Here is a 17,819-nt window from a genome sequence, read left to right on the forward strand (position 1 = left end):
GGGTGTGCCTTCGCGCCCTGCTCTTTCAGTGTGAAGCAGAGAACACGATGAAAATAATTATTCTTGGCGCAGGTCAGGTCGGCGGAACTCTGGCGGAAAACCTGGTTGGCGAAAATAACGATATCACCGTGGTGGATACCGATACCAACCGCCTTCGTCAGTTGCAGGACAAATTCGATCTGCGCGTCGTGCAGGGACATGGCTCACACCCGCGTGTCCTGCGTGAGGCCGGTGCAGAAGATGCCGATATGCTGGTTGCCGTCACCAATTCTGACGAAACCAATATGATCGCCTGCCAGATTGCCTATTCATTGTTCAATACGCCAAACCGCATCGCACGTATACGTGCGCCAGAATACATCCGTGAATCCGACAAGCTGTTTCTACCTGAAGCGGTACCTATCGACCACCTGATCTCTCCCGAACAGCTGGTTATCGATTACATCTACAAACTGATTGAATATCCCGGTGCCTTGCAGGTTGTCAACTTTGCGGAAGGGAAAGTCAGCATCGCGGCGGTTAAAGCCTATTACGGCGGCCCGTTGGTGGGCAACGCGTTGTCGGCCATGCGCGAGCACATGCCGCATATAGATACCCGCGTGGCCGCTATTTTCCGTCAGGATCGTCCGATTCGCCCGCAGGGTTCCACCATCATTGAAGCTGGCGACGAAGTGTTCTTTGTCGCTGCATCCCAGCATATCCGCGCGGTGATGAGTGAGCTGCAACGCCTGGAGAAACCCTATAAACGCATCATGATAGTCGGCGGTGGCAACGTCGGCGCCGGTTTGGCTGCCAAGCTGGAAAAAGACTACAACGTCAAGCTGATTGAACGTAACCAGCAACGCGCCGCCGAATTGGCAGAACAGCTCCATGACACCATCGTGTTTTACGGCGATGCTTCCGATCAGGAACTATTGGCCGAAGAACACGTTGAGCAGGTGGATGTGTTCATTGCCATTACCAACGATGACGAAGCCAATATCATGTCCGCCATGCTGGCCAAGCGCATGGGCGCCAAAAAAGTCATGGTGCTGATCCAGCGCCGCGCCTACGTCGATTTGGTTCAGGGCAGCGTGATTGATATTGCCATCTCACCTCAACAAGCTACCATCTCTGCACTATTGGGACACGTGCGCAAGGCAGATATCGTCAGCGTTTCCTCCCTGCGCCGCGGCGTGGCCGAAGCCATCGAAGCGATCGCCCATGGCGATGAAAGTACTTCCAAAGTGGTCGGCCGTATCGTGGAAGAGATCAAATTGCCACCAGGCACCACCATTGGCGCGATTGTGCGCGGTGATGACGTGATTATCGCCAACGGCAATAGCAAAATTGAGCAAGGCGATCATGTGATTATGTTTATTACCGACAAAAAGTTTGTCCCGGATGTTGAACGACTGTTCCAACCGAGTCCGTTCTTCCTTTAATAGAAATACGTTAGGCGAAAAACGGCCGCTTTACGTTAAAATTGGTTGTCACAGGAAATGACGGAAAGTTTTTTATACTTATTGTGGCAAAGGGAAATTGCTTTGTTAAACTTGTGTTATTAATTTTGCGAGGGGTGTTCTATGAGTATGATGAAAGAGTTCCGCGAGTTTGCCATGCGTGGCAACGTGGTCGATTTGGCAGTGGGTGTAATTATCGGTGCCGCCTTCGGGAAAATCGTATCGTCATTCGTTGCTGACATCATCATGCCGCCATTGGGTTTGCTGATTGGCGGCGTCGATTTTAAACAGTTCCATTTGGTTTTGCGTGAAGCACAAGGCGCCGTTCCAGCGGTAGTAATGAATTATGGTTCGTTCATTCAGACCGTTTTTGATTTTATCATTGTTGCATTTGCCATCTTCCTGGCAATTAAGCTGATGAATAAAGTTCGTCGTAAGCAGGAAGAAGCACCCGCAGCTCCGCCAGCACCTACCACTGAAGAAAAACTGCTGACTGAAATACGCGATCTGCTGGCTCAGCAACAACAGCCAAAACTGTAAGTCATCCTTGTATAAATAAAAAGCCCTCGTTAACAGAGGGCTTTTTTAATGTCTTAAAACCAAAAGGCCAGTGGTAAATTATCGGCTGATACTTTACCACTGGCCTCCCAGCGCCCGCCTTTCGCATGTTTTTCTTTACGCCGATAACTGCCTTTACCTTTAATATTCTTTTCTACTCGTTGGCGAAACAGCGGGTCGTGTAACAAGGCCTCCAAGGCATTGTCCTGAATTTGGCCTTTGTTATGTCGATATTTTGTCATGGTATTACTCCGATTAATTATGTGGTTATAAAGCATTGTGATAATACTGCGGCCGAGATCAAAATCAAAGTCATTATCGTCGTTGCCTACCGCTTGCCGCTTTTTCTTCACGTGCGCCCTGCTCCAAAGCCTCAAGGATCGAGCAAGAGCTACTGGTATGGGCGGTGCCACAGCAGGCATCGCTGAGCCGTTTCAGTGATTCACGCATACGCGACAATTCCTGCAATTTATTCTCAACGTCCTGCAGACGCGCTTCCACGATCGATTTTGATTCCTGGCAGGTATGGTGCTCTGGATCGACACGGATCGATAACAGTTCGGCGATGGTGTCCAGGGTAAATCCCAATTGCTTGGCATAGCGAATAAAGCGCAGCCGCTGCAAGTCCTGCTCGCTGTACAACCGGAACCCTCCCTCGGTTCTGATGCCGTGAGCCATCATGCCCTGCTTTTCGTAGTAACGCACCGTATCGGGCGTCACATCGGCGAGCTTTGCCAACTGGCCAATTTTAAACATTACTCATCCTCCGTGCTGAATTTCCCGCTCAGTGCAGTCTGGTATTCACCGTGTAGAAAGTCGGTGCTCATCCCCGCCTGGCGCAGGCGAAACTCCAACAGCACCATGCGTTTATTCAACTCGTCAAAGTCAGGATGTTCGCTATTGATACCATACAGTAAGCGGGCAAGCGTCAACGCTTCTTTGCGCGTTTCAAGTTCCGGCGGCAGATAACCGGCGTTTTTTAACAGCCGAAACCCCGATCGCAGCTCGGCAGGTACCGCGCTATCATCATCGAGTTGCAGCGGCGCCCCCATGCCGGGTAGATTGTCTAGTTCACCTTTCTGCTGGGCATCCGCTATATGGCGTTCAGCCCATTTATCGAGCAACCACATGAGGAGATTTCTCCGATGCTAAAACAGAGAATGTTAGCATAGCGGATAGGAAGGGAGATCTTAAGCTATTAACTCAGGGGATCGAACTGCGGTAAACGATAGACGTAAAAAAACCGGGCAAGCCCGGTTTTTTTACGCGTCTACAGATTACTCTGCAGTTGCTACTTCTGCTTGAGACTCAGCACGATCAACCAGCTCGATGTATGCCATCGGCGCGTTGTCGCCTGCGCGGAAGCCACACTTCAGAATGCGAGTGTAACCACCGGCACGGCTCGCGAAACGCGGGCCCAGCTCGTTAAACAGTTTTGCCACGATCTCGTTATCACGAGTACGGGCGAATGCCAGACGACGATTAGCTACGCTGTCGGTCTTGGCAAGAGTAATCAGCGGCTCAACAACGCGACGCAGCTCTTTCGCTTTTGGCAGGGTCGTCTTGATGATCTCATGACGAACCAAAGAGCCGGCCATGTTACGGAACATAGCCTGGCGATGGCTGCTGTTACGGTTCAGTTGACGACCACTCTTACGATGGCGCATGACCTTATCCTTCTCAGTAAAACCTTAACCTGTGATCCGGTTACTCGTCAGCAATGCTTGCCGGCGGCCAGTTTTCCAGGCGCATGCCCAGAGACAGACCACGTGAGGCCAGCACATCTTTAATCTCGGTAAGAGATTTTTTACCCAGGTTCGGCGTTTTCAGCAACTCAACCTCGGTACGCTGTACCAGATCACCGATGTAGTGGATAGCTTCTGCCTTAAGGCAGTTAGCAGAGCGGACAGTCAATTCCAGATCGTCAACAGGGCGCAGCAGGATTGGATCGAACTCTGGTTTCTCTTCTTTCACTTCCGGTTGACGTACATCACGCAAGTCAACGAAAGCTTCAAGTTGTTCAGCCAGAATGGTAGCCGCACGGCGGATCGCCTCTTCAGGATCGATCGTGCCATTGGTTTCCATTTCGATTACCAGCTTGTCCAGGTCAGTACGCTGTTCTACACGCGCTGCTTCAACATTGTAGGCAATACGCTCTACAGGGCTATAGCAGGCGTCCACCAACAGACGACCAATCGGGCGCTCATCTTCTTCCGAATGAATTCGGGCAGAAGCCGGCACATAACCACGACCGCGCTGAACTTTGATACGCATGCTGATAGCAGCGTTTTCATCGGTCAGGTGGCAGATAACGTGCTGCGGCTTGACGATTTCGACATCACCATCATGGGTAATGTCGGCAGCGGTCACAGGGCCAATGCCAGATTTATTCAGGGTAAGAATAACTTCATCTTTGCCTTGAACTCTCACCGCCAGCCCTTTCAGGTTGAGCAGGATCTCCAGGATATCTTCCTGTACGCCTTCTTTGGTGCTGTACTCATGCAGTACACCATCAATCTCAACCTCGGTCACCGCGCAACCCGGCATAGATGAAAGCAGAATACGGCGCAGTGCGTTGCCAAGAGTATGGCCAAAGCCACGCTCTAAAGGCTCAAGGGTCACCTTGGCGTGCGTCGAACTGACTTGCTCGATATCTACCAGGCGCGGTTTTAGAAACTCTGTCACAGAACCCTGCATTGTGTCCTCTCTTTGGTACTAAGCTTTACTTGGAGTAAAGCTCGACGATCAGGTGTTCGTTAATGTCCGCAGACAGATCGGTACGTTCAGGAATACGTTTGAACACACCTTCCATCTTAGCAGCATCAACTTCCAGCCAAGTTGGCTTTTCACGCTGCTCAGCCAGCTCCAAAGCGGCCTTAACACGAGACTGCTTTTTCGCTTTCTCGCGGATGCTGACTACGTCATTCGGAGATACCTGATAAGAAGCGATGTTAACAACGCGACCATTTACCATGATGCCTTTATGGCTAACCAACTGACGTGCTTCTGCACGAGTGGCGCCAAAGCCCATACGGTAAACGACGTTGTCCAGACGGCCTTCCAGCAGTTGCAACAGGTTTGCACCAGTGTTGCCTTTCAGACGTGCTGCTTCTTTATAATAGTTACGGAATTGACGCTCCAGAACACCGTACATACGGCGAACTTTTTGCTTCTCACGTAACTGTACACCGTAGTCAGACAGACGCGGTTTACGCGCACCGTGTTGACCAGGCGGTTGCTCAATTTTGCATTTTGAATCGATCGCGCGAACGCCAGACTTCAGGAACAGGTCTGTGCCCTCACGGCGGCTAAGCTTGAGCTTAGGACCCAAATATCTTGCCATTTTCTTTCTCCAACAATCCTAAAAGCAGCGTTATACGCGGCGCTTTTTCGGCGGACGACAACCGTTATGAGGGATCGGAGTCACATCAGTAATGTTAGTGATGCGGAAACCAGCCGCGTTCAGAGCGCGGATAGTAGACTCACGACCAGGACCAGGTCCTTTAACCATAACTTCCAGGTTCTTGATACCGTATTCTTTTACTGCTTCAGCACAACGTTCGGCTGCAACCTGAGCTGCAAACGGAGTTGACTTACGAGAACCACGGAAACCGGAACCACCGGCAGTTGCCCAACCCAAAGCATTACCCTGACGATCGGTAATAGTTACAATGGTGTTGTTGAAAGAAGCATGGATATGAGCCACGCCGTCAGAGACTTGCTTTCTTACACGCTTGCGTGTACGAACAGGTGCCTTTGCCATTATTCAATCACCCCGATTATTTCTTGATCGGTTTACGCGGACCCTTACGGGTACGTGCGTTGGTCTTAGTACGCTGACCGCGAACTGGCAGACCACGACGATGGCGCAAACCACGATATGTACCAAGATCCATCAGACGCTTGATGCTCAGGGTAACTTCACGACGCAAATCACCTTCTACAGTGAATTTGGCGACTGCTTCACGCAGCTGTTCAATTTGCTCTTCAGACAGCTCACTGATCTTAACATTTTCAGGAATACCCGTAGCCGCACAGATAGACTGTGAGCGGGTTTTACCGATTCCGAAGATCGACGTTAAGGCGATTACGGTATGTTTATGATCAGGAATGTTAATGCCTGCTATACGGGCCACTATGCACTCCTACTATTTTATACAGCAACACCATTCTGAAAAGCCCGTTTTCAGGATACTCAAATAATGTTGCAGCTACATACAAAAGATTGGCTGGCTAATCTAGCCAGCTCAACCCAACTTTGCAAGAAAAATATGCGAGATAATCAGCCTTGACGCTGTTTATGCTTCGGCTCGGCGCTGCAAATCACACGAACGACACCGTTACGCTTAACGATTTTGCAGTTACGACATAATTTCTTGACGGAAGCACGAACTTTCATTTTTACTCTCCGTAACTTCTCAAACAAAACCCGACTAGCGGTTATAGCCTTTCAGGTTTGCTTTCTTCAATGCAGACTCGTACTGACTTGACATCATCAGAGTTTGCACTTGAGCCATAAAGTCCATGATGACGACAACCACGATCAGTAGCGAGGTACCACCAAAGTAGAATGGTACTTTCATTGCATCACGCATGAACTCCGGGATCAGGCAGATGAAAGTAATGTACATCGCGCCCACCAGGGTTAAACGCGTCATTACTTTATCGATGTACTTCGCCGTTTGCTCTCCCGGACGAATTCCTGGTACGAAGGCACCGGACTTCTTCAGGTTATCTGCTGTCTCACGCGGGTTGAAAACCAACGCCGTGTAGAAGAAACAGAAGAAGATGATTGCAGACGCATAGAGTAACACATAAAGCGGCTGTCCAGGCTGCAAATACATCGAAATCGTTGTCAGCCAGTTCCAACCGGTACCGCCCCCAAACCAGGATGCAATCGTGGCTGGGAACAGGATAATGCTGGAAGCAAAGATTGCAGGAATTACGCCTGCCATGTTCACTTTCAACGGTAAGTGTGTGCTCTGTGCTGCGTAAACACGACGACCTTGTTGACGTTTCGCATAGTTAACGACGATACGACGTTGACCACGTTCGATGAAAACAACGAAGAAGGTTACTGCAAACACCAATACTGCAACCAACAGCAACAGGAGGAAGTGCAGGTCGCCTTGCCGGGCTTGCTCAATAGTATGACCGATTGCCGGCGGTAACCCCGCCACAATACCCGCGAAGATAATGATTGAAATACCGTTGCCGATACCTCGTTCGGTTATCTGCTCACCCAGCCACATCAGGAACATTGTCCCGGTAACCAGACTCACAACCGCAGTAAAGTAGAATGCAAAGCCTGGATTTAACACCAGGCCCTGCATACCAGGCATATTCGGCAGACCGGTAGCAATACCGATCGACTGGAATATGGCCAATACCAGCGTACCGTATCGGGTGTACTGACTTATCTTGCGACGGCCAGCCTCCCCTTCTTTCTTGATTTCCGCCAACGCCGGATGAACCACCGTTAACAGCTGGATAATGATCGAGGCCGAAATATACGGCATGATCCCCAGAGCAAAGATAGAAGCACGGCTGAGGGCACCACCAGAGAACATGTTGAACATTTCAATGATAGTGCCTCTCTGCTGCTCGAGCAATTTGGCAAGCACAGTGGCATCGATACCAGGAATCGGAATAAAAGAGCCGATACGGAAGACAATCAGCGCGCCGATAACAAACAAAAGTCTGCGCTTCAGCTCGCCGAGCCCACCTTTAGCACTTTGAAAATCTAATCCTGGTTGCTTAGCCATCTGCTACTTATTCCTCAATTTTACCGCCAGCAGCTTCGATAGCAGCACGAGCGCCTTTGGTGACACGCAGACCACGCAGGGTAACCGGACGAGTGATTTCGCCAGAAAGCATAACTTTCGCGAACTCAATCTGGGTACCAACAACGTTAGCGGCTTTCAGCGTGTTCAGGTCGATTACGTCGCCTTCAATCAAAGCCAGCTCAGACAGACGAACTTCTGCCGTGATCATCGCTTTGCGAGAGGTGAAGCCGAATTTCGGCAAACGACGGTATAAAGGCATCTGACCACCTTCAAACCCGCGACGTACGCCACCGCCAGAACGAGACTTCTGACCTTTGTGACCACGGCCGCCGGTTTTACCCAGGCCAGAACCAATACCACGACCTACACGCTTCGGCGCATGCTTGGCACCTTCAGCCGGAGACAGAGTATTTAAACGCATCTGTTACTCCTCAACTTTAACCATGTAGGAAACCAGGTTGATCATACCGCGTACAGCAGGAGTATCCTCGCGCTCTACGGTGTGACCAATACGACGCAGACCCAGACCGAGCAGAGTAGCTTTATGCTTCGGCAGACGGCCAATGGAACTGCGAACTTGTGTTACTTTAATAGTCTTAGCCATGGTCAATTACCCCAGAATGTCTGCAACGGATTTACCACGCTTGGCAGCGACCATTTCAGGGGACTTCATATTTGCCAAGGCATCAATAGTTGCACGAACCACGTTGATCGGGTTGGTGGAACCATAAGCCTTAGCCAATACGTTGTGAACCCCAGCGACTTCCAGGACGGCGCGCATTGCACCACCGGCGATAATACCGGTACCTTCGGAAGCCGGCTGCATGAACACACGAGAACCCGTGTGAGCACCTTTAACAGGGTGCTGCAGGGTGCCGCTGTTCAGCGCGACATTCATCATGTTGCGACGGGCTTTTTCCATCGCTTTCTGGATCGCTGCCGGAACTTCGCGTGCTTTGCCGTAGCCAAAACCAACGCGACCGTTACCATCACCAACGACAGTCAGTGCGGTAAAGCTGAAAATACGGCCACCTTTTACGGTTTTAGATACGCGGTTTACCGCGATCAGCTTTTCCTGCAGTTCGCCAGCTTGTTTTTCGATGTGAGCCATCTTAAACCTCTTCCTTAGAACTGAAGGCCAGCTTCACGGGCAGCATCTGCCAGTGCCTGGACTCGACCATGATATTGGAAACCGGAACGGTCAAAGGAAACATCTTTGATGCCTTTTTCCAACGCGCGCTCAGCGATAGCTTTACCTACTGCTGCTGCTGCGTCTTTGTTACCGGAAAACTTCAGTTGCTCAGTGATAGCTTTTTCTAAAGTAGAAGCAGCTACCAATACTTCAGAACCGTTCGGAGCAATTACCTGTGCGTAAATGTGACGCGGGGTACGATGTACCACCAGGCGGGTTGCACCCAGTTCTTTGAGCTTGCGGCGTGCGCGGGTCGCACGACGGATACGAGCAGATTTCTTATCCATAGTGTTACCTTACTTCTTCTTAGCCTCTTTGATACGCACGACTTCGTCGGCGTAACGAACACCCTTGCCTTTGTAAGGCTCAGGACGACGGTAGGCACGCAGATCTGCAGCAACCTGGCCAATAACCTGCTTATCAGCGCCTTTCAGCACGATTTCAGTTTGGCTAGGACATTCAGCAGTAACACCTGCTGGCAGCTGGTGATCGACAGGGTGAGAGAAGCCCAGGGCTAAATTCACCACATTGCCTTTAACAGCAGCACGATAACCAACGCCTACCAGTTGAAGCTTCTTGGTGAAGCCTTCGGTAACACCGATAACCATTGCGTTCAGCAGAGCGCGCGTAGTACCCGCTTGGGCCCATGCGTTCACAAAGCCTTCGCGTGGTGCGAAAGTCAGTGCGTTAGCTTCTTGCTTCACTTCAACGGCTTCGTGGACTGTACGAGTCAGCTCGCCGTTCTTACCCTTAATCGAAATAACCTGACCGTTGAGTTTTACCTCTACGCCGGCAGGAATGACGACGGGTGCTTTTGCAACACGAGACATTCTTTCCTCCCGAATTAAGCTACGTAGCAGATAATCTCGCCACCAAGACCAGCCTGGCGAGCTGCACGATCGGTCATAACACCTTTAGAGGTAGAAACAACAGCGATCCCCAAACCGGCCATAACTTTTGGCAACGCATCTTTTTTCTTATAGATACGCAGACCTGGACGGCTGATACGCTGAATGCTTTCTACCACAGCTTTGCCCTGGAAGTACTTCAGTACCAGTTCCAGAACAGGCTTGGCGTCGCCTTCGATTTTGAAATCTTCAATAAAACCTTCTTCCTTCAGCACGTTGGCAATTGCCACTTTCAGCTTGGAGGAAGGCATGGTGACCGCAACTTTGTTCGCGGCTTGACCGTTACGGATACGGGTCAGCATATCCGCGATCGGATCTTGCATGCTCATCTGTCTTTACTCCCGTGATTCAATTGGTGACAATTACCAGCTAGCCTTTTTCAAGCCTGGTACTTCACCGCGCATGGCGGCTTCACGCAGTTTGATACGGCTCAGCCCGAATTTGCCCACATAACCATGTGGACGGCCAGTTTGGCGGCAGCGATTACGCTGACGGGACGGGCTGGAATCACGCGGCAGAGTTTGCAGCTTGAGAACGGCATTCCAACGATCTTCATCGGAAGCGTTCACATCAGAGATAATAGCTTTCAGTTCAGCGCGTTTTGCAAAGAACTTGTCAGCTAATTTCACGCGCTTTACTTCGCGTGCTTTCATTGATTGCTTAGCCATCAGTAACCCTGCCTTACTTGCGGAACGGGAAGTTAAAAGCAGCCAACAGTGCGCGGCCTTCATCATCAGAGTTCGCAGTAGTGGTAATGGTAATATCCAAACCACGAACGCGATCGACTTTGTCGTAGTCGATTTCTGGGAAGATGATTTGCTCACGCACGCCCATGCTGTAGTTGCCACGGCCGTCGAATGACTTGGCGGACAAGCCACGGAAGTCACGGATACGTGGAACAGCAATGGAAATCAGACGCTCAAAGAACTCCCACATGCGTTCGCCACGCAGAGTTACTTTACAGCCGATCGGATAGCCCTGGCGGATTTTGAAGCCTGCAACAGATTTGCGTGCTTTGGTGATCAACGGTTTTTGACCGGAGATTGCTGCCAAGTCAGCTGCTGCGTTATCCAGCAGTTTCTTGTCAGCGATCGCTTCACCAACACCCATGTTCAGGGTGATCTTCTCGACCCGAGGGACTTGCATGACAGAATTGTAGTTAAACTGAGACATCAGTTGTTTAACTACCTCGTCTTTGTAGTAATCATGCAGTTTCGCCATCGTATTACTCCAAATTACTTGATAGTTTCGCTGTTAGATTTGAAGAAACGGACTTTTTTGCCGTCTTCGAATCTAAAGCCTACACGGTCAGCCTTACCGGTAGCCGCGTTGAAGAGAGCAACGTTAGAAACCTGAATTGCAGCTTCTTTTTCAACGATGCCACCTGGTTGGTTCAGAGCCGGAACCGGCTTCTGATGTTTCTTAACCAGGTTGATACCTTCAACAATGACCTTACCAGCAGACAGGACATTTTTTACTTTACCGCGCTTACCTTTGTCTTTCCCGGTAATCACGATAACTTCGTCATCACGACGGATTTTCGCTGCCATGGTTCGCTCCTTAGAGTACTTCTGGGGCCAGAGAGATAATTTTCATGAACTTCTCATTACGCAGTTCACGAGTTACCGGCCCAAAAATACGCGTACCGATTGGCTGCTCGCTGTTATTGTTAAGAATAACGCATGCATTACCATCGAAGCGAATGACAGAACCGTCCGGGCGACGTACACCCTTCTTGGTGCGCACCACTACCGCCTTCAGCACATCGCCTTTCTTCACCTTACCACGTGGAATTGCTTCCTTGATGGTAATCTTGATGATGTCGCCGACGCCTGCGTAGCGACGGTGCGAGCCACCTAGAACCTTGATACACATTACGCGACGTGCACCGGAGTTGTCGGCGACGTTCAGCATAGTCTGTTCTTGGATCATTTTAGTGCTCCGCTAATGTCAACTACTACTTTAAAGACCCAAGAAATATTAGGTCGTTGAAAAGCCCCATAACCGAGGGCGCAGCATTATAACACCGCTTCCAGAGTATGGGTAGAAAAAATGAACGGCTCATTTCCTGAGCCGTTCATTAAGTTAGAGCCAGCTACTCTATTACAGAATCGCTTTCTCTACAACGCGAACCAACGTCCAGGACTTAGTCTTGGACAGTGGGCGGCATTCGCGGATTTCAACCACGTCACCGATACCACATTCGTTGCTCTCGTCGTGTACGTGCAGCTTGGTCGTACGCTTGATGAATTTCCCGTAGATCGGGTGCTTCACGAAACGCTCGATAGCAACAACAATGGATTTCTCCATTTTGTCGCTGATCACGCGACCTTGCAGAGTACGGATATTGTCACTCATTTACACACCCGCCTTTTCAGTCAGTAAAGTCTTAACGCGTGCGACATCACGACGCACTTGTTTCAACAGGTGAGTTTGTTGCAGCTGGCCACTCGCCGCCTGCATGCGCAAGTTGAATTGCTCACGCAGCAGGTTGAGCAGCTCAGTGTTCAGCTCTTCAACGCTTTTTTCACGCAGCTCTTGTGCTTTCATTACATCACCGTCTTAGTTACAAAGGTGGTTTTGATCGGCAATTTAGCTGCAGCCAGCTTGAATGCCTCACGGGCCAGCTCTTCCGGCACACCGTCCATTTCGTACAGGACTTTACCAGGCTGGATAAGGGCAACCCAATACTCCACGTTACCTTTACCTTTACCCATACGCACTTCGAGCGGCTTCTCGGTGATCGGTTTGTCCGGGAATACACGGATCCAGATCTTACCTTGACGCTTAACTGCACGAGTCATTGCACGACGAGCTGCTTCGATTTGACGAGCAGTCAGACGGCCACGGCCAACAGCTTTCAGACCGAAAGTGCCGAAGCTAACATCCGTACCCTGCGCCAGGCCACGGTTACGGCCCTTGTGCATCTTACGGAATTTTGTACGCTTTGGTTGTAACATCAGCGACTCTCCTTACTTGCGGCCTTTACGCTGCTGCTTTTTAGGTTGAGCAGCCGGTTCCGGTTGTTCAACTGCAGCCATACCACCCAGGATCTCACCTTTGAAGATCCATACCTTAACGCCGATTACACCATAAGTGGTGTGCGCTTCAGATGTGTTGTAATCGATATCCGCACGCAGAGTGTGCAACGGAACACGACCTTCACGGTACCATTCGGTACGCGCGATTTCAGCACCGCCAAGGCGGCCGCTTACTTCAACTTTGATACCTTTAGCGCCAAGACGCATTGCGTTCTGTACTGCACGCTTCATAGCACGACGGAACATAACGCGACGTTCCAGCTGGGAAGTGATGCTGTCAGCAACCAATTTAGCGTCAAGTTCCGGTTTACGGACTTCGGCGATGTTAATCTGTGCAGGAACGCCAGCGATATCCGCTACGACCTTACGCAGTTTTTCGACATCTTCACCTTTCTTGCCGATAACGATGCCTGGACGAGCGGTGTGAATAGTCACACGGATGCTCTTCGCAGGACGTTCGATAACGATGCGAGAAACGGAAGCTTTCGCCAGTTCCTTAGTCAGGAATTGACGAACTTTAAAGTCGCTGTCCAGGTTGTCAGCGAATTCTTTGGTATTCGCATACCAAGTAGAGTTCCAAGGTTTGACAATACCCAGGCGAATACCGTTAGGATGTACTTTCTGACCCATTGCTAGTCTCCAGAGTCTCAGCGATCGGACACAACCACAGTAATGTGGCTGGTGCGCTTCAGGATGCGATCTGCACGACCTTTCGCACGCGGCATAATGCGCTTCATGCTTGGGCCTTCGTCGACGAAGATTTTCGTGACTTTCAGATCATCGATGTCAGCGCCATCGTTGTGTTCTGCGTTAGCAATGGCAGACTCCAGCACTTTCTTAACCAGACCAGCAGCTTTCTTGTTGGTGTAGGTCAGAGTTTCCAGAGCTTGCGACACTTTCTTACCGCGGATCAGGTCAGCAACAAGGCGAACCTTCTGAGCAGAAGAACGAGCGTGGCGATGTTTAGCGATAGTTTCCATCTCTTCCTCCTACCTTAGCGCTTTTTAGCTTTTTTATCAGCCGCATGGCCGCGATAAGTACGAGTCGGCGCGAATTCACCCAGTTTGTGACCGACCATTTCATCGGAAACGAACACTGGTACGTGCTGACGACCATTATGGACAGCGATGGTCAAACCGATCATGTTAGGAAAGATCGTTGAACGACGGGACCAAGTGCGCAAAGGCTTCTTGTCACCGCTTTCCACCGCTTTCTCTACCTTCTTCAGCAAGTGCAGGTCAATAAAAGGACCTTTCTTGAGAGAACGTGGCATGGCTTATCCTCTAATTATTTTTTGCTACGGCGACGTACGATGAACTTATCAGTACGCTTGTTGCTACGGGTCTTCTTACCTTTGGTCTGAACGCCCCACGGGGTTACCGGGTGCTTACCAAAGTTACGACCTTCACCACCACCGTGCGGGTGATCTACCGGGTTCATCGCCGTACCGCGAACGGTAGGACGAACACCACGCCAACGTGCAGCACCTGCTTTACCCAGAACGCGAAGCATATGTTCAGCGTTACCGACTTCACCCAGGGTGGCGCGGCAATCAACTGGAACTTTACGCATTTCGCCGGAGCGCAGACGCAGAGTTACGTAGGAACCATCACGTGCAACGATCTGAACGTAGGCACCGGCTGAACGAGCCATCTGGCCGCCTTTACCTGGTTTCATTTCTACGTTGTGAACCGTTGAACCAACTGGAATGTTGCGCATCGGCAGGGTGTTACCCGTTTTGATTGCAGCATCAACGCCAGATTGAATCTGGTCACCAGCTTTCAGGCCTTTCGGCGCAAGGATGTAACGGCGTTCGCCGTCTTTGTACAGAACCAGCGCGATGTTCGCGGAACGGTTCGGATCGTACTCCAGACGCTCAACCACTGCAGGCACACCGTCTTTGTTGCGTTTGAAGTCAACCAGACGATAATGTTGCTTGTGGCCACCACCGATATGACGGGTGGTGATACGGCCATTGTTGTTACGACCACCGCTTTTGCTCATTTTTTCAAGCAGCGGGGCATAAGGTTTACCCTTGTGCAGCTCAGGGTTAACCACTTTAACAACGTGGCGACGACCCGGAGATGTAGGTTTACATTTAACAATTGCCATTGTTCTTACTCCTCCGACTTACTCTGCGCCGCCGATGAAGTCCAGATTCTGGCCTTCTTTCAGGGTGACGTAAGCTTTTTTCCAGTCGCTACGACGACCAACACGCTGACCGTGACGCTTCACTTTCCCTTTAACTACCAGGGTGTTAACGTCCTTGACTTCGACTTCAAACAGTTTCTGCACTGCAGCTTTGATTTCTGCTTTGGTCGCGTCTTTGGCAACTTTGAGAACGATGGTGTTGCTTTTTTCCATCGCAGCGGATGCTTTTTCAGATACGTGCGGTGCACGCAGCACTTTCAGCAAACGTTCTTCACGGATCATGCCAGCATCTCCTCAACTTGCTTCACAGCATCAGCAGTCATAACCACTTTGTCGAAGGCGATCAGGCTAACTGGATCGATACCTGCTACGTCGCGCACGTCAACCTTGTACAGGTTGCGAGCGGCCAGGAACAGATTCTCGTCGACTTCGCCGGTTACAATCAGCACGTCTTCCAGGGCCATATCTTTCAGTTTCTGTGCCAGCAGCTTGGTTTTAGGCGCTTCTACAGAGAACTTCTCGACAACGATCAGACGATCTTGACGTACCAGTTCGGACAGGATGCTTTTCAGCGCGCCGCGGTACATCTTTTTGTTAACTTTCTGACTGTGGTCTTGTGGCTTGGCAGCGAAGGTTACACCACCGGAACGCCAGATCGGGCTCTTTACAGAACCTGAACGCGCACGGCCGGTACCTTTCTGGCGCCACGGTTTTTTACCGGAACCAGTTACTTCAGCACGGGTCTTCTGAGCACGGGTACCTTGACGGGCACCTGCTGCATAAGCAACAACAACCTGGTGTACCAGCGCTTCGTTGAAATCACGACCGAAGGTAGTTTCGGAAACAGTCAGCGCGCTTTGCGCGTCTTTCAATACTAATTCCATTGCTATCCCCTTACGCCTTCACAGCTGGTTTAACGATCAGGTTGCCACCGGTTGCGCCCGGTACAGCACCCTTAACCAGCAGCAGGTTGCGCTCAGCGTCAACACGTACTACGTCCAGGCTTTGAACGGTTACACGCTCGTCACCCAGGTGGCCAGCCATTTTCTTGCCTTTGAACACTTTGCCCGGAGTCTGGTTCTGACCGATAGAACCCGGAACGCGGTGAGACAAGGAGTTACCGTGGGTAGCGTCTTGGGTACGGAAGTTCCAGCGCTTTACAGTGCCAGCAAAACCTTTACCTTTAGAAGTACCGGTAACGTCGACTTTTTTAACGTCAGCGAAGATTTCTACGCTGATTTCCTGACCTGCAGCGAACTCTTGGCCTTCTTCAAGGCGGAATTCCCACAGACCACGGCCAGCTTCAACGCCAGCTTTAGCGAAATGGCCCGCTTCCGGTTTGGTCACACGGTTCGCTTTTTTGCTACCGGTAGTGACCTGGATGGCACGGTACCCGTCGTTGTCCAGGTCTTTGACCTGAGTAACGCGGTTCGCTTCAATTTCGATTACGGTTACTGGGATAGAAACGCCATCTTCAGTGAAGATACGGGTCATACCCACTTTTTTACCGACTAAACCAATCATTGTTTCAACCTCTCAATCGCTCAATGACCTGATTAACCCAGGCTGATCTGCACGTCTACACCGGCAGCCAGATCCAGACGCATCAGAGCATCAACGGTTTTCTCGGTTGGCTCAACGATGTCAACCAGACGCTTGTGAGTGCGAATCTCGTACTGATCACGCGCATCTTTGTTGACGTGCGGAGAGATCAGAACGGTAAAGCGCTCTTTGCGAGTTGGCAGCGGGATCGGACCACGGACTTGCGCACCAGTGCGCTTAGCAGTCTCGACGATTTCCGCGGTTGATTGATCGATCAGACGATGATCAAACGCTTTCAGGCGGATACGGATTCTTTGGTTCTGCATGAGACCAGAGCTCCAATTATTTATAAACGTAAATAATTACTCCTCACACCCATTTCGATTGATGGGGGAGTGTAATCGTCAACATATAACCCCCATATCGGGAGTATTGTTCGAAGGGCAGAAAGAGCTTGCCTATCGACTGATTCGCTAAAATCAGGCTTACCAAGATTAGGTAAGCCCGCGCATTATACGCAAAATGCGCACATAAGCAAGGCGTAGATGAAATTATGCTCAGGATATCGACAAATTTAATCGACAGGGGGTATCCGATGCTGGCTTCAGGTGAAAATGACGAGGGATCGCGGGGAGATTCAGCAAGCGCTGTCCCCTGCCCTGCCGGCAGTAATCAGCTACCGGCAGAGAGGAAATGCGGAAATCAGTCTTTGCGCTCCAGTACCTGCGCCTGAGCGTAGTTCTGGATGCCCAGCCGCTGAATAAGATCCAGCTCGGTCTCCAGCCAATCGATGTGCTCTTCTTCGTCGGCCAGAATTTCAATCATCAAATCGCGGCTGACGTAGTCATGGATAGAATCAGCATAGGCGATACCTTCGCGCAAATCTCTGGCGCCTTGCAATTCCAGATCGAGATCGGAACGCAGCATTTCTTCAATGTCTTCGCCAATATTCAGTTTGCCGAGGTCTTGCAGATTGGGTAGCCCTTCAAGGAACAAAATGCGCTCGATGTAGCGATCGGCATGTTTCATCTCGTCGATCGACTCGTGATATTCCTTATCATTGAGGCGCATTAAACCCCAATTTTTGAACATACGGGCGTGCAGGAAATATTGATTGATGGCAACCAGCTCGTTGCCAAGCAGTTTGTTGAGGTGCGCAATGATCTTTTTATCGCCTTTCATAAGGTAATCCTCCTGAC

34 protein-coding genes are annotated in these 17,819 nt (G+C 50.6%); 2 read left to right on the forward strand and 32 right to left on the reverse strand.

What is annotated here, in order from left to right:
• Positions 1-47: 47 nt before the first annotated feature.
• The gene (gene trkA, locus NYE85_RS02985; protein ID WP_004956135.1) at positions 48-1,424 is read left to right on the forward strand and encodes a Trk system potassium transporter TrkA; all 1,377 of its coding nucleotides are present in this window, start codon (positions 48-50) and stop codon (positions 1,422-1,424) included.
• A gap of 141 nt (positions 1,425-1,565) precedes the next feature.
• A complete protein-coding gene (gene mscL, locus NYE85_RS02990; RefSeq protein ID WP_004956137.1) occupies positions 1,566-1,982 on the forward strand; it encodes a large-conductance mechanosensitive channel protein MscL in 417 nt (138 codons plus the stop codon).
• A 53-nt stretch (positions 1,983-2,035) separates the two neighbouring features.
• On the opposite strand, the gene NYE85_RS02995 is transcribed toward mscL, so the two are convergent.
• From NYE85_RS02995 to bfr, 32 genes are all read right to left on the reverse strand, one after another.
• A complete protein-coding gene (locus tag NYE85_RS02995; RefSeq protein ID WP_259002853.1) occupies positions 2,036-2,242 on the reverse strand; it encodes an alternative ribosome-rescue factor A in 207 nt (68 codons plus the stop codon).
• A 73-nt stretch (positions 2,243-2,315) separates the two neighbouring features.
• On the reverse strand, positions 2,316-2,756 hold the full coding sequence (gene zntR / locus NYE85_RS03000; protein ID WP_259002855.1) for a Zn(2+)-responsive transcriptional regulator: 441 nt from the start codon (positions 2,754-2,756) through the stop codon (positions 2,316-2,318).
• Positions 2,756-3,130, reverse strand: a complete 375-nt coding sequence (locus tag NYE85_RS03005) for a DUF1992 domain-containing protein (RefSeq protein ID WP_259002857.1) — start codon at positions 3,128-3,130, stop codon at positions 2,756-2,758. Before NYE85_RS03005 ends, zntR begins: the two co-directional genes overlap by 1 nt.
• A 147-nt stretch (positions 3,131-3,277) precedes the next feature.
• The gene (gene rplQ / locus NYE85_RS03010) at positions 3,278-3,667 is read right to left on the reverse strand and encodes a 50S ribosomal protein L17 (protein WP_004929726.1); all 390 of its coding nucleotides are present in this window, start codon (positions 3,665-3,667) and stop codon (positions 3,278-3,280) included.
• A gap of 40 nt (positions 3,668-3,707) precedes the next feature.
• Positions 3,708-4,697 (reverse strand): DNA-directed RNA polymerase subunit alpha, encoded by a 990-nt coding sequence (locus NYE85_RS03015; RefSeq protein WP_002919219.1) that lies wholly within the window; start codon positions 4,695-4,697, stop codon positions 3,708-3,710.
• Positions 4,698-4,722: 25 nt separating this feature from the next.
• Positions 4,723-5,343, reverse strand: coding sequence for a 30S ribosomal protein S4 (gene rpsD / locus NYE85_RS03020; protein ID WP_004956152.1), 621 nt, complete (start codon positions 5,341-5,343; stop codon positions 4,723-4,725).
• 30 nt (positions 5,344-5,373) lie between these two features.
• Positions 5,374-5,763 carry a 30S ribosomal protein S11 gene (gene rpsK, locus NYE85_RS03025; RefSeq protein WP_004956154.1) on the reverse strand — a complete coding sequence of 130 codons (390 nt, stop codon included), beginning with the start codon at positions 5,761-5,763 and terminating at the stop codon, positions 5,374-5,376.
• A 16-nt stretch (positions 5,764-5,779) separates the two neighbouring features.
• Positions 5,780-6,136, reverse strand: coding sequence for a 30S ribosomal protein S13 (gene rpsM / locus NYE85_RS03030; protein ID WP_039991313.1), 357 nt, complete (start codon positions 6,134-6,136; stop codon positions 5,780-5,782).
• 146 nt (positions 6,137-6,282) lie between these two features.
• Positions 6,283-6,399 (reverse strand): 50S ribosomal protein L36, encoded by a 117-nt coding sequence (gene rpmJ / locus NYE85_RS03035; RefSeq protein ID WP_002227352.1) that lies wholly within the window; start codon positions 6,397-6,399, stop codon positions 6,283-6,285.
• A 34-nt stretch (positions 6,400-6,433) separates the two neighbouring features.
• The gene (gene secY, locus NYE85_RS03040) at positions 6,434-7,765 is read right to left on the reverse strand and encodes a preprotein translocase subunit SecY (protein ID WP_004956156.1); all 1,332 of its coding nucleotides are present in this window, start codon (positions 7,763-7,765) and stop codon (positions 6,434-6,436) included.
• Between the two features lie 7 nt (positions 7,766-7,772).
• Positions 7,773-8,207 (reverse strand): 50S ribosomal protein L15, encoded by a 435-nt coding sequence (gene rplO / locus NYE85_RS03045; RefSeq protein WP_039991315.1) that lies wholly within the window; start codon positions 8,205-8,207, stop codon positions 7,773-7,775.
• A 3-nt stretch (positions 8,208-8,210) separates the two neighbouring features.
• Positions 8,211-8,390 carry a 50S ribosomal protein L30 gene (gene rpmD / locus NYE85_RS03050; RefSeq protein WP_004956161.1) on the reverse strand — a complete coding sequence of 60 codons (180 nt, stop codon included), beginning with the start codon at positions 8,388-8,390 and terminating at the stop codon, positions 8,211-8,213.
• Between the two features lie 6 nt (positions 8,391-8,396).
• Entirely contained in the window at positions 8,397-8,897 is a 501-nt protein-coding gene (gene rpsE / locus NYE85_RS03055) for a 30S ribosomal protein S5 (protein WP_004956164.1), read from the reverse strand.
• A 14-nt stretch (positions 8,898-8,911) separates the two neighbouring features.
• Entirely contained in the window at positions 8,912-9,265 is a 354-nt protein-coding gene (rplR, locus tag NYE85_RS03060; RefSeq protein ID WP_004956165.1) for a 50S ribosomal protein L18, read from the reverse strand.
• Between the two features lie 9 nt (positions 9,266-9,274).
• On the reverse strand, positions 9,275-9,808 hold the full coding sequence (gene rplF / locus NYE85_RS03065; RefSeq protein ID WP_259002864.1) for a 50S ribosomal protein L6: 534 nt from the start codon (positions 9,806-9,808) through the stop codon (positions 9,275-9,277).
• A gap of 14 nt (positions 9,809-9,822) precedes the next feature.
• On the reverse strand, positions 9,823-10,215 hold the full coding sequence (gene rpsH / locus NYE85_RS03070) for a 30S ribosomal protein S8 (RefSeq protein WP_004956170.1): 393 nt from the start codon (positions 10,213-10,215) through the stop codon (positions 9,823-9,825).
• Positions 10,216-10,248: 33 nt separating this feature from the next.
• Positions 10,249-10,554: a 30S ribosomal protein S14 gene (rpsN, locus tag NYE85_RS03075; RefSeq protein ID WP_004956173.1), complete on the reverse strand. Its 306-nt coding sequence runs from the start codon at positions 10,552-10,554 to the stop codon at positions 10,249-10,251.
• A gap of 13 nt (positions 10,555-10,567) precedes the next feature.
• A complete protein-coding gene (gene rplE, locus NYE85_RS03080) occupies positions 10,568-11,107 on the reverse strand; it encodes a 50S ribosomal protein L5 (protein WP_004956175.1) in 540 nt (179 codons plus the stop codon).
• A 14-nt stretch (positions 11,108-11,121) separates the two neighbouring features.
• Positions 11,122-11,436 carry a 50S ribosomal protein L24 gene (gene rplX / locus NYE85_RS03085; RefSeq protein WP_004956177.1) on the reverse strand — a complete coding sequence of 105 codons (315 nt, stop codon included), beginning with the start codon at positions 11,434-11,436 and terminating at the stop codon, positions 11,122-11,124.
• 10 nt (positions 11,437-11,446) lie between these two features.
• A complete protein-coding gene (gene rplN / locus NYE85_RS03090; protein ID WP_000613954.1) occupies positions 11,447-11,818 on the reverse strand; it encodes a 50S ribosomal protein L14 in 372 nt (123 codons plus the stop codon).
• Between the two features lie 171 nt (positions 11,819-11,989).
• Positions 11,990-12,244, reverse strand: coding sequence for a 30S ribosomal protein S17 (gene rpsQ, locus NYE85_RS03095; RefSeq protein WP_004956179.1), 255 nt, complete (start codon positions 12,242-12,244; stop codon positions 11,990-11,992).
• Positions 12,245-12,436, reverse strand: coding sequence for a 50S ribosomal protein L29 (rpmC, locus tag NYE85_RS03100; protein ID WP_004956182.1), 192 nt, complete (start codon positions 12,434-12,436; stop codon positions 12,245-12,247).
• Positions 12,436-12,846, reverse strand: a complete 411-nt coding sequence (gene rplP, locus NYE85_RS03105; protein WP_004956184.1) for a 50S ribosomal protein L16 — start codon at positions 12,844-12,846, stop codon at positions 12,436-12,438. The genes rpmC and rplP overlap by 1 nt, the downstream gene beginning before the upstream one ends.
• Before the next feature lie 12 nt (positions 12,847-12,858).
• On the reverse strand, positions 12,859-13,557 hold the full coding sequence (gene rpsC, locus NYE85_RS03110) for a 30S ribosomal protein S3 (RefSeq protein ID WP_004956187.1): 699 nt from the start codon (positions 13,555-13,557) through the stop codon (positions 12,859-12,861).
• 17 nt (positions 13,558-13,574) lie between these two features.
• Positions 13,575-13,907, reverse strand: a complete 333-nt coding sequence (gene rplV, locus NYE85_RS03115; protein ID WP_002223844.1) for a 50S ribosomal protein L22 — start codon at positions 13,905-13,907, stop codon at positions 13,575-13,577.
• Positions 13,908-13,921: 14 nt separating this feature from the next.
• Positions 13,922-14,200, reverse strand: a complete 279-nt coding sequence (gene rpsS, locus NYE85_RS03120; RefSeq protein ID WP_004929772.1) for a 30S ribosomal protein S19 — start codon at positions 14,198-14,200, stop codon at positions 13,922-13,924.
• Positions 14,201-14,214: 14 nt separating this feature from the next.
• Complete coding sequence (gene rplB / locus NYE85_RS03125) at positions 14,215-15,039, reverse strand: 50S ribosomal protein L2 (protein ID WP_039991329.1); 825 nt, start codon at positions 15,037-15,039, stop codon at positions 14,215-14,217.
• A gap of 18 nt (positions 15,040-15,057) precedes the next feature.
• Entirely contained in the window at positions 15,058-15,360 is a 303-nt protein-coding gene (gene rplW, locus NYE85_RS03130; RefSeq protein ID WP_004929776.1) for a 50S ribosomal protein L23, read from the reverse strand.
• Positions 15,357-15,962: a 50S ribosomal protein L4 gene (rplD, locus tag NYE85_RS03135; protein WP_004956192.1), complete on the reverse strand. Its 606-nt coding sequence runs from the start codon at positions 15,960-15,962 to the stop codon at positions 15,357-15,359. The genes rplW and rplD overlap by 4 nt, the downstream gene beginning before the upstream one ends.
• A gap of 10 nt (positions 15,963-15,972) precedes the next feature.
• Positions 15,973-16,602, reverse strand: coding sequence for a 50S ribosomal protein L3 (rplC, locus tag NYE85_RS03140; RefSeq protein ID WP_004956193.1), 630 nt, complete (start codon positions 16,600-16,602; stop codon positions 15,973-15,975).
• A gap of 32 nt (positions 16,603-16,634) precedes the next feature.
• Positions 16,635-16,946, reverse strand: a complete 312-nt coding sequence (gene rpsJ, locus NYE85_RS03145) for a 30S ribosomal protein S10 (RefSeq protein ID WP_001181005.1) — start codon at positions 16,944-16,946, stop codon at positions 16,635-16,637.
• A gap of 376 nt (positions 16,947-17,322) precedes the next feature.
• Entirely contained in the window at positions 17,323-17,802 is a 480-nt protein-coding gene (gene bfr / locus NYE85_RS03150; protein ID WP_259002867.1) for a bacterioferritin, read from the reverse strand.
• Positions 17,803-17,819 lie beyond the last annotated feature (17 nt).

This window comes from Serratia sp. AKBS12 (assembly GCF_024793895.1).
Lineage (GTDB): Bacteria > Pseudomonadota > Gammaproteobacteria > Enterobacterales > Enterobacteriaceae > Serratia_F.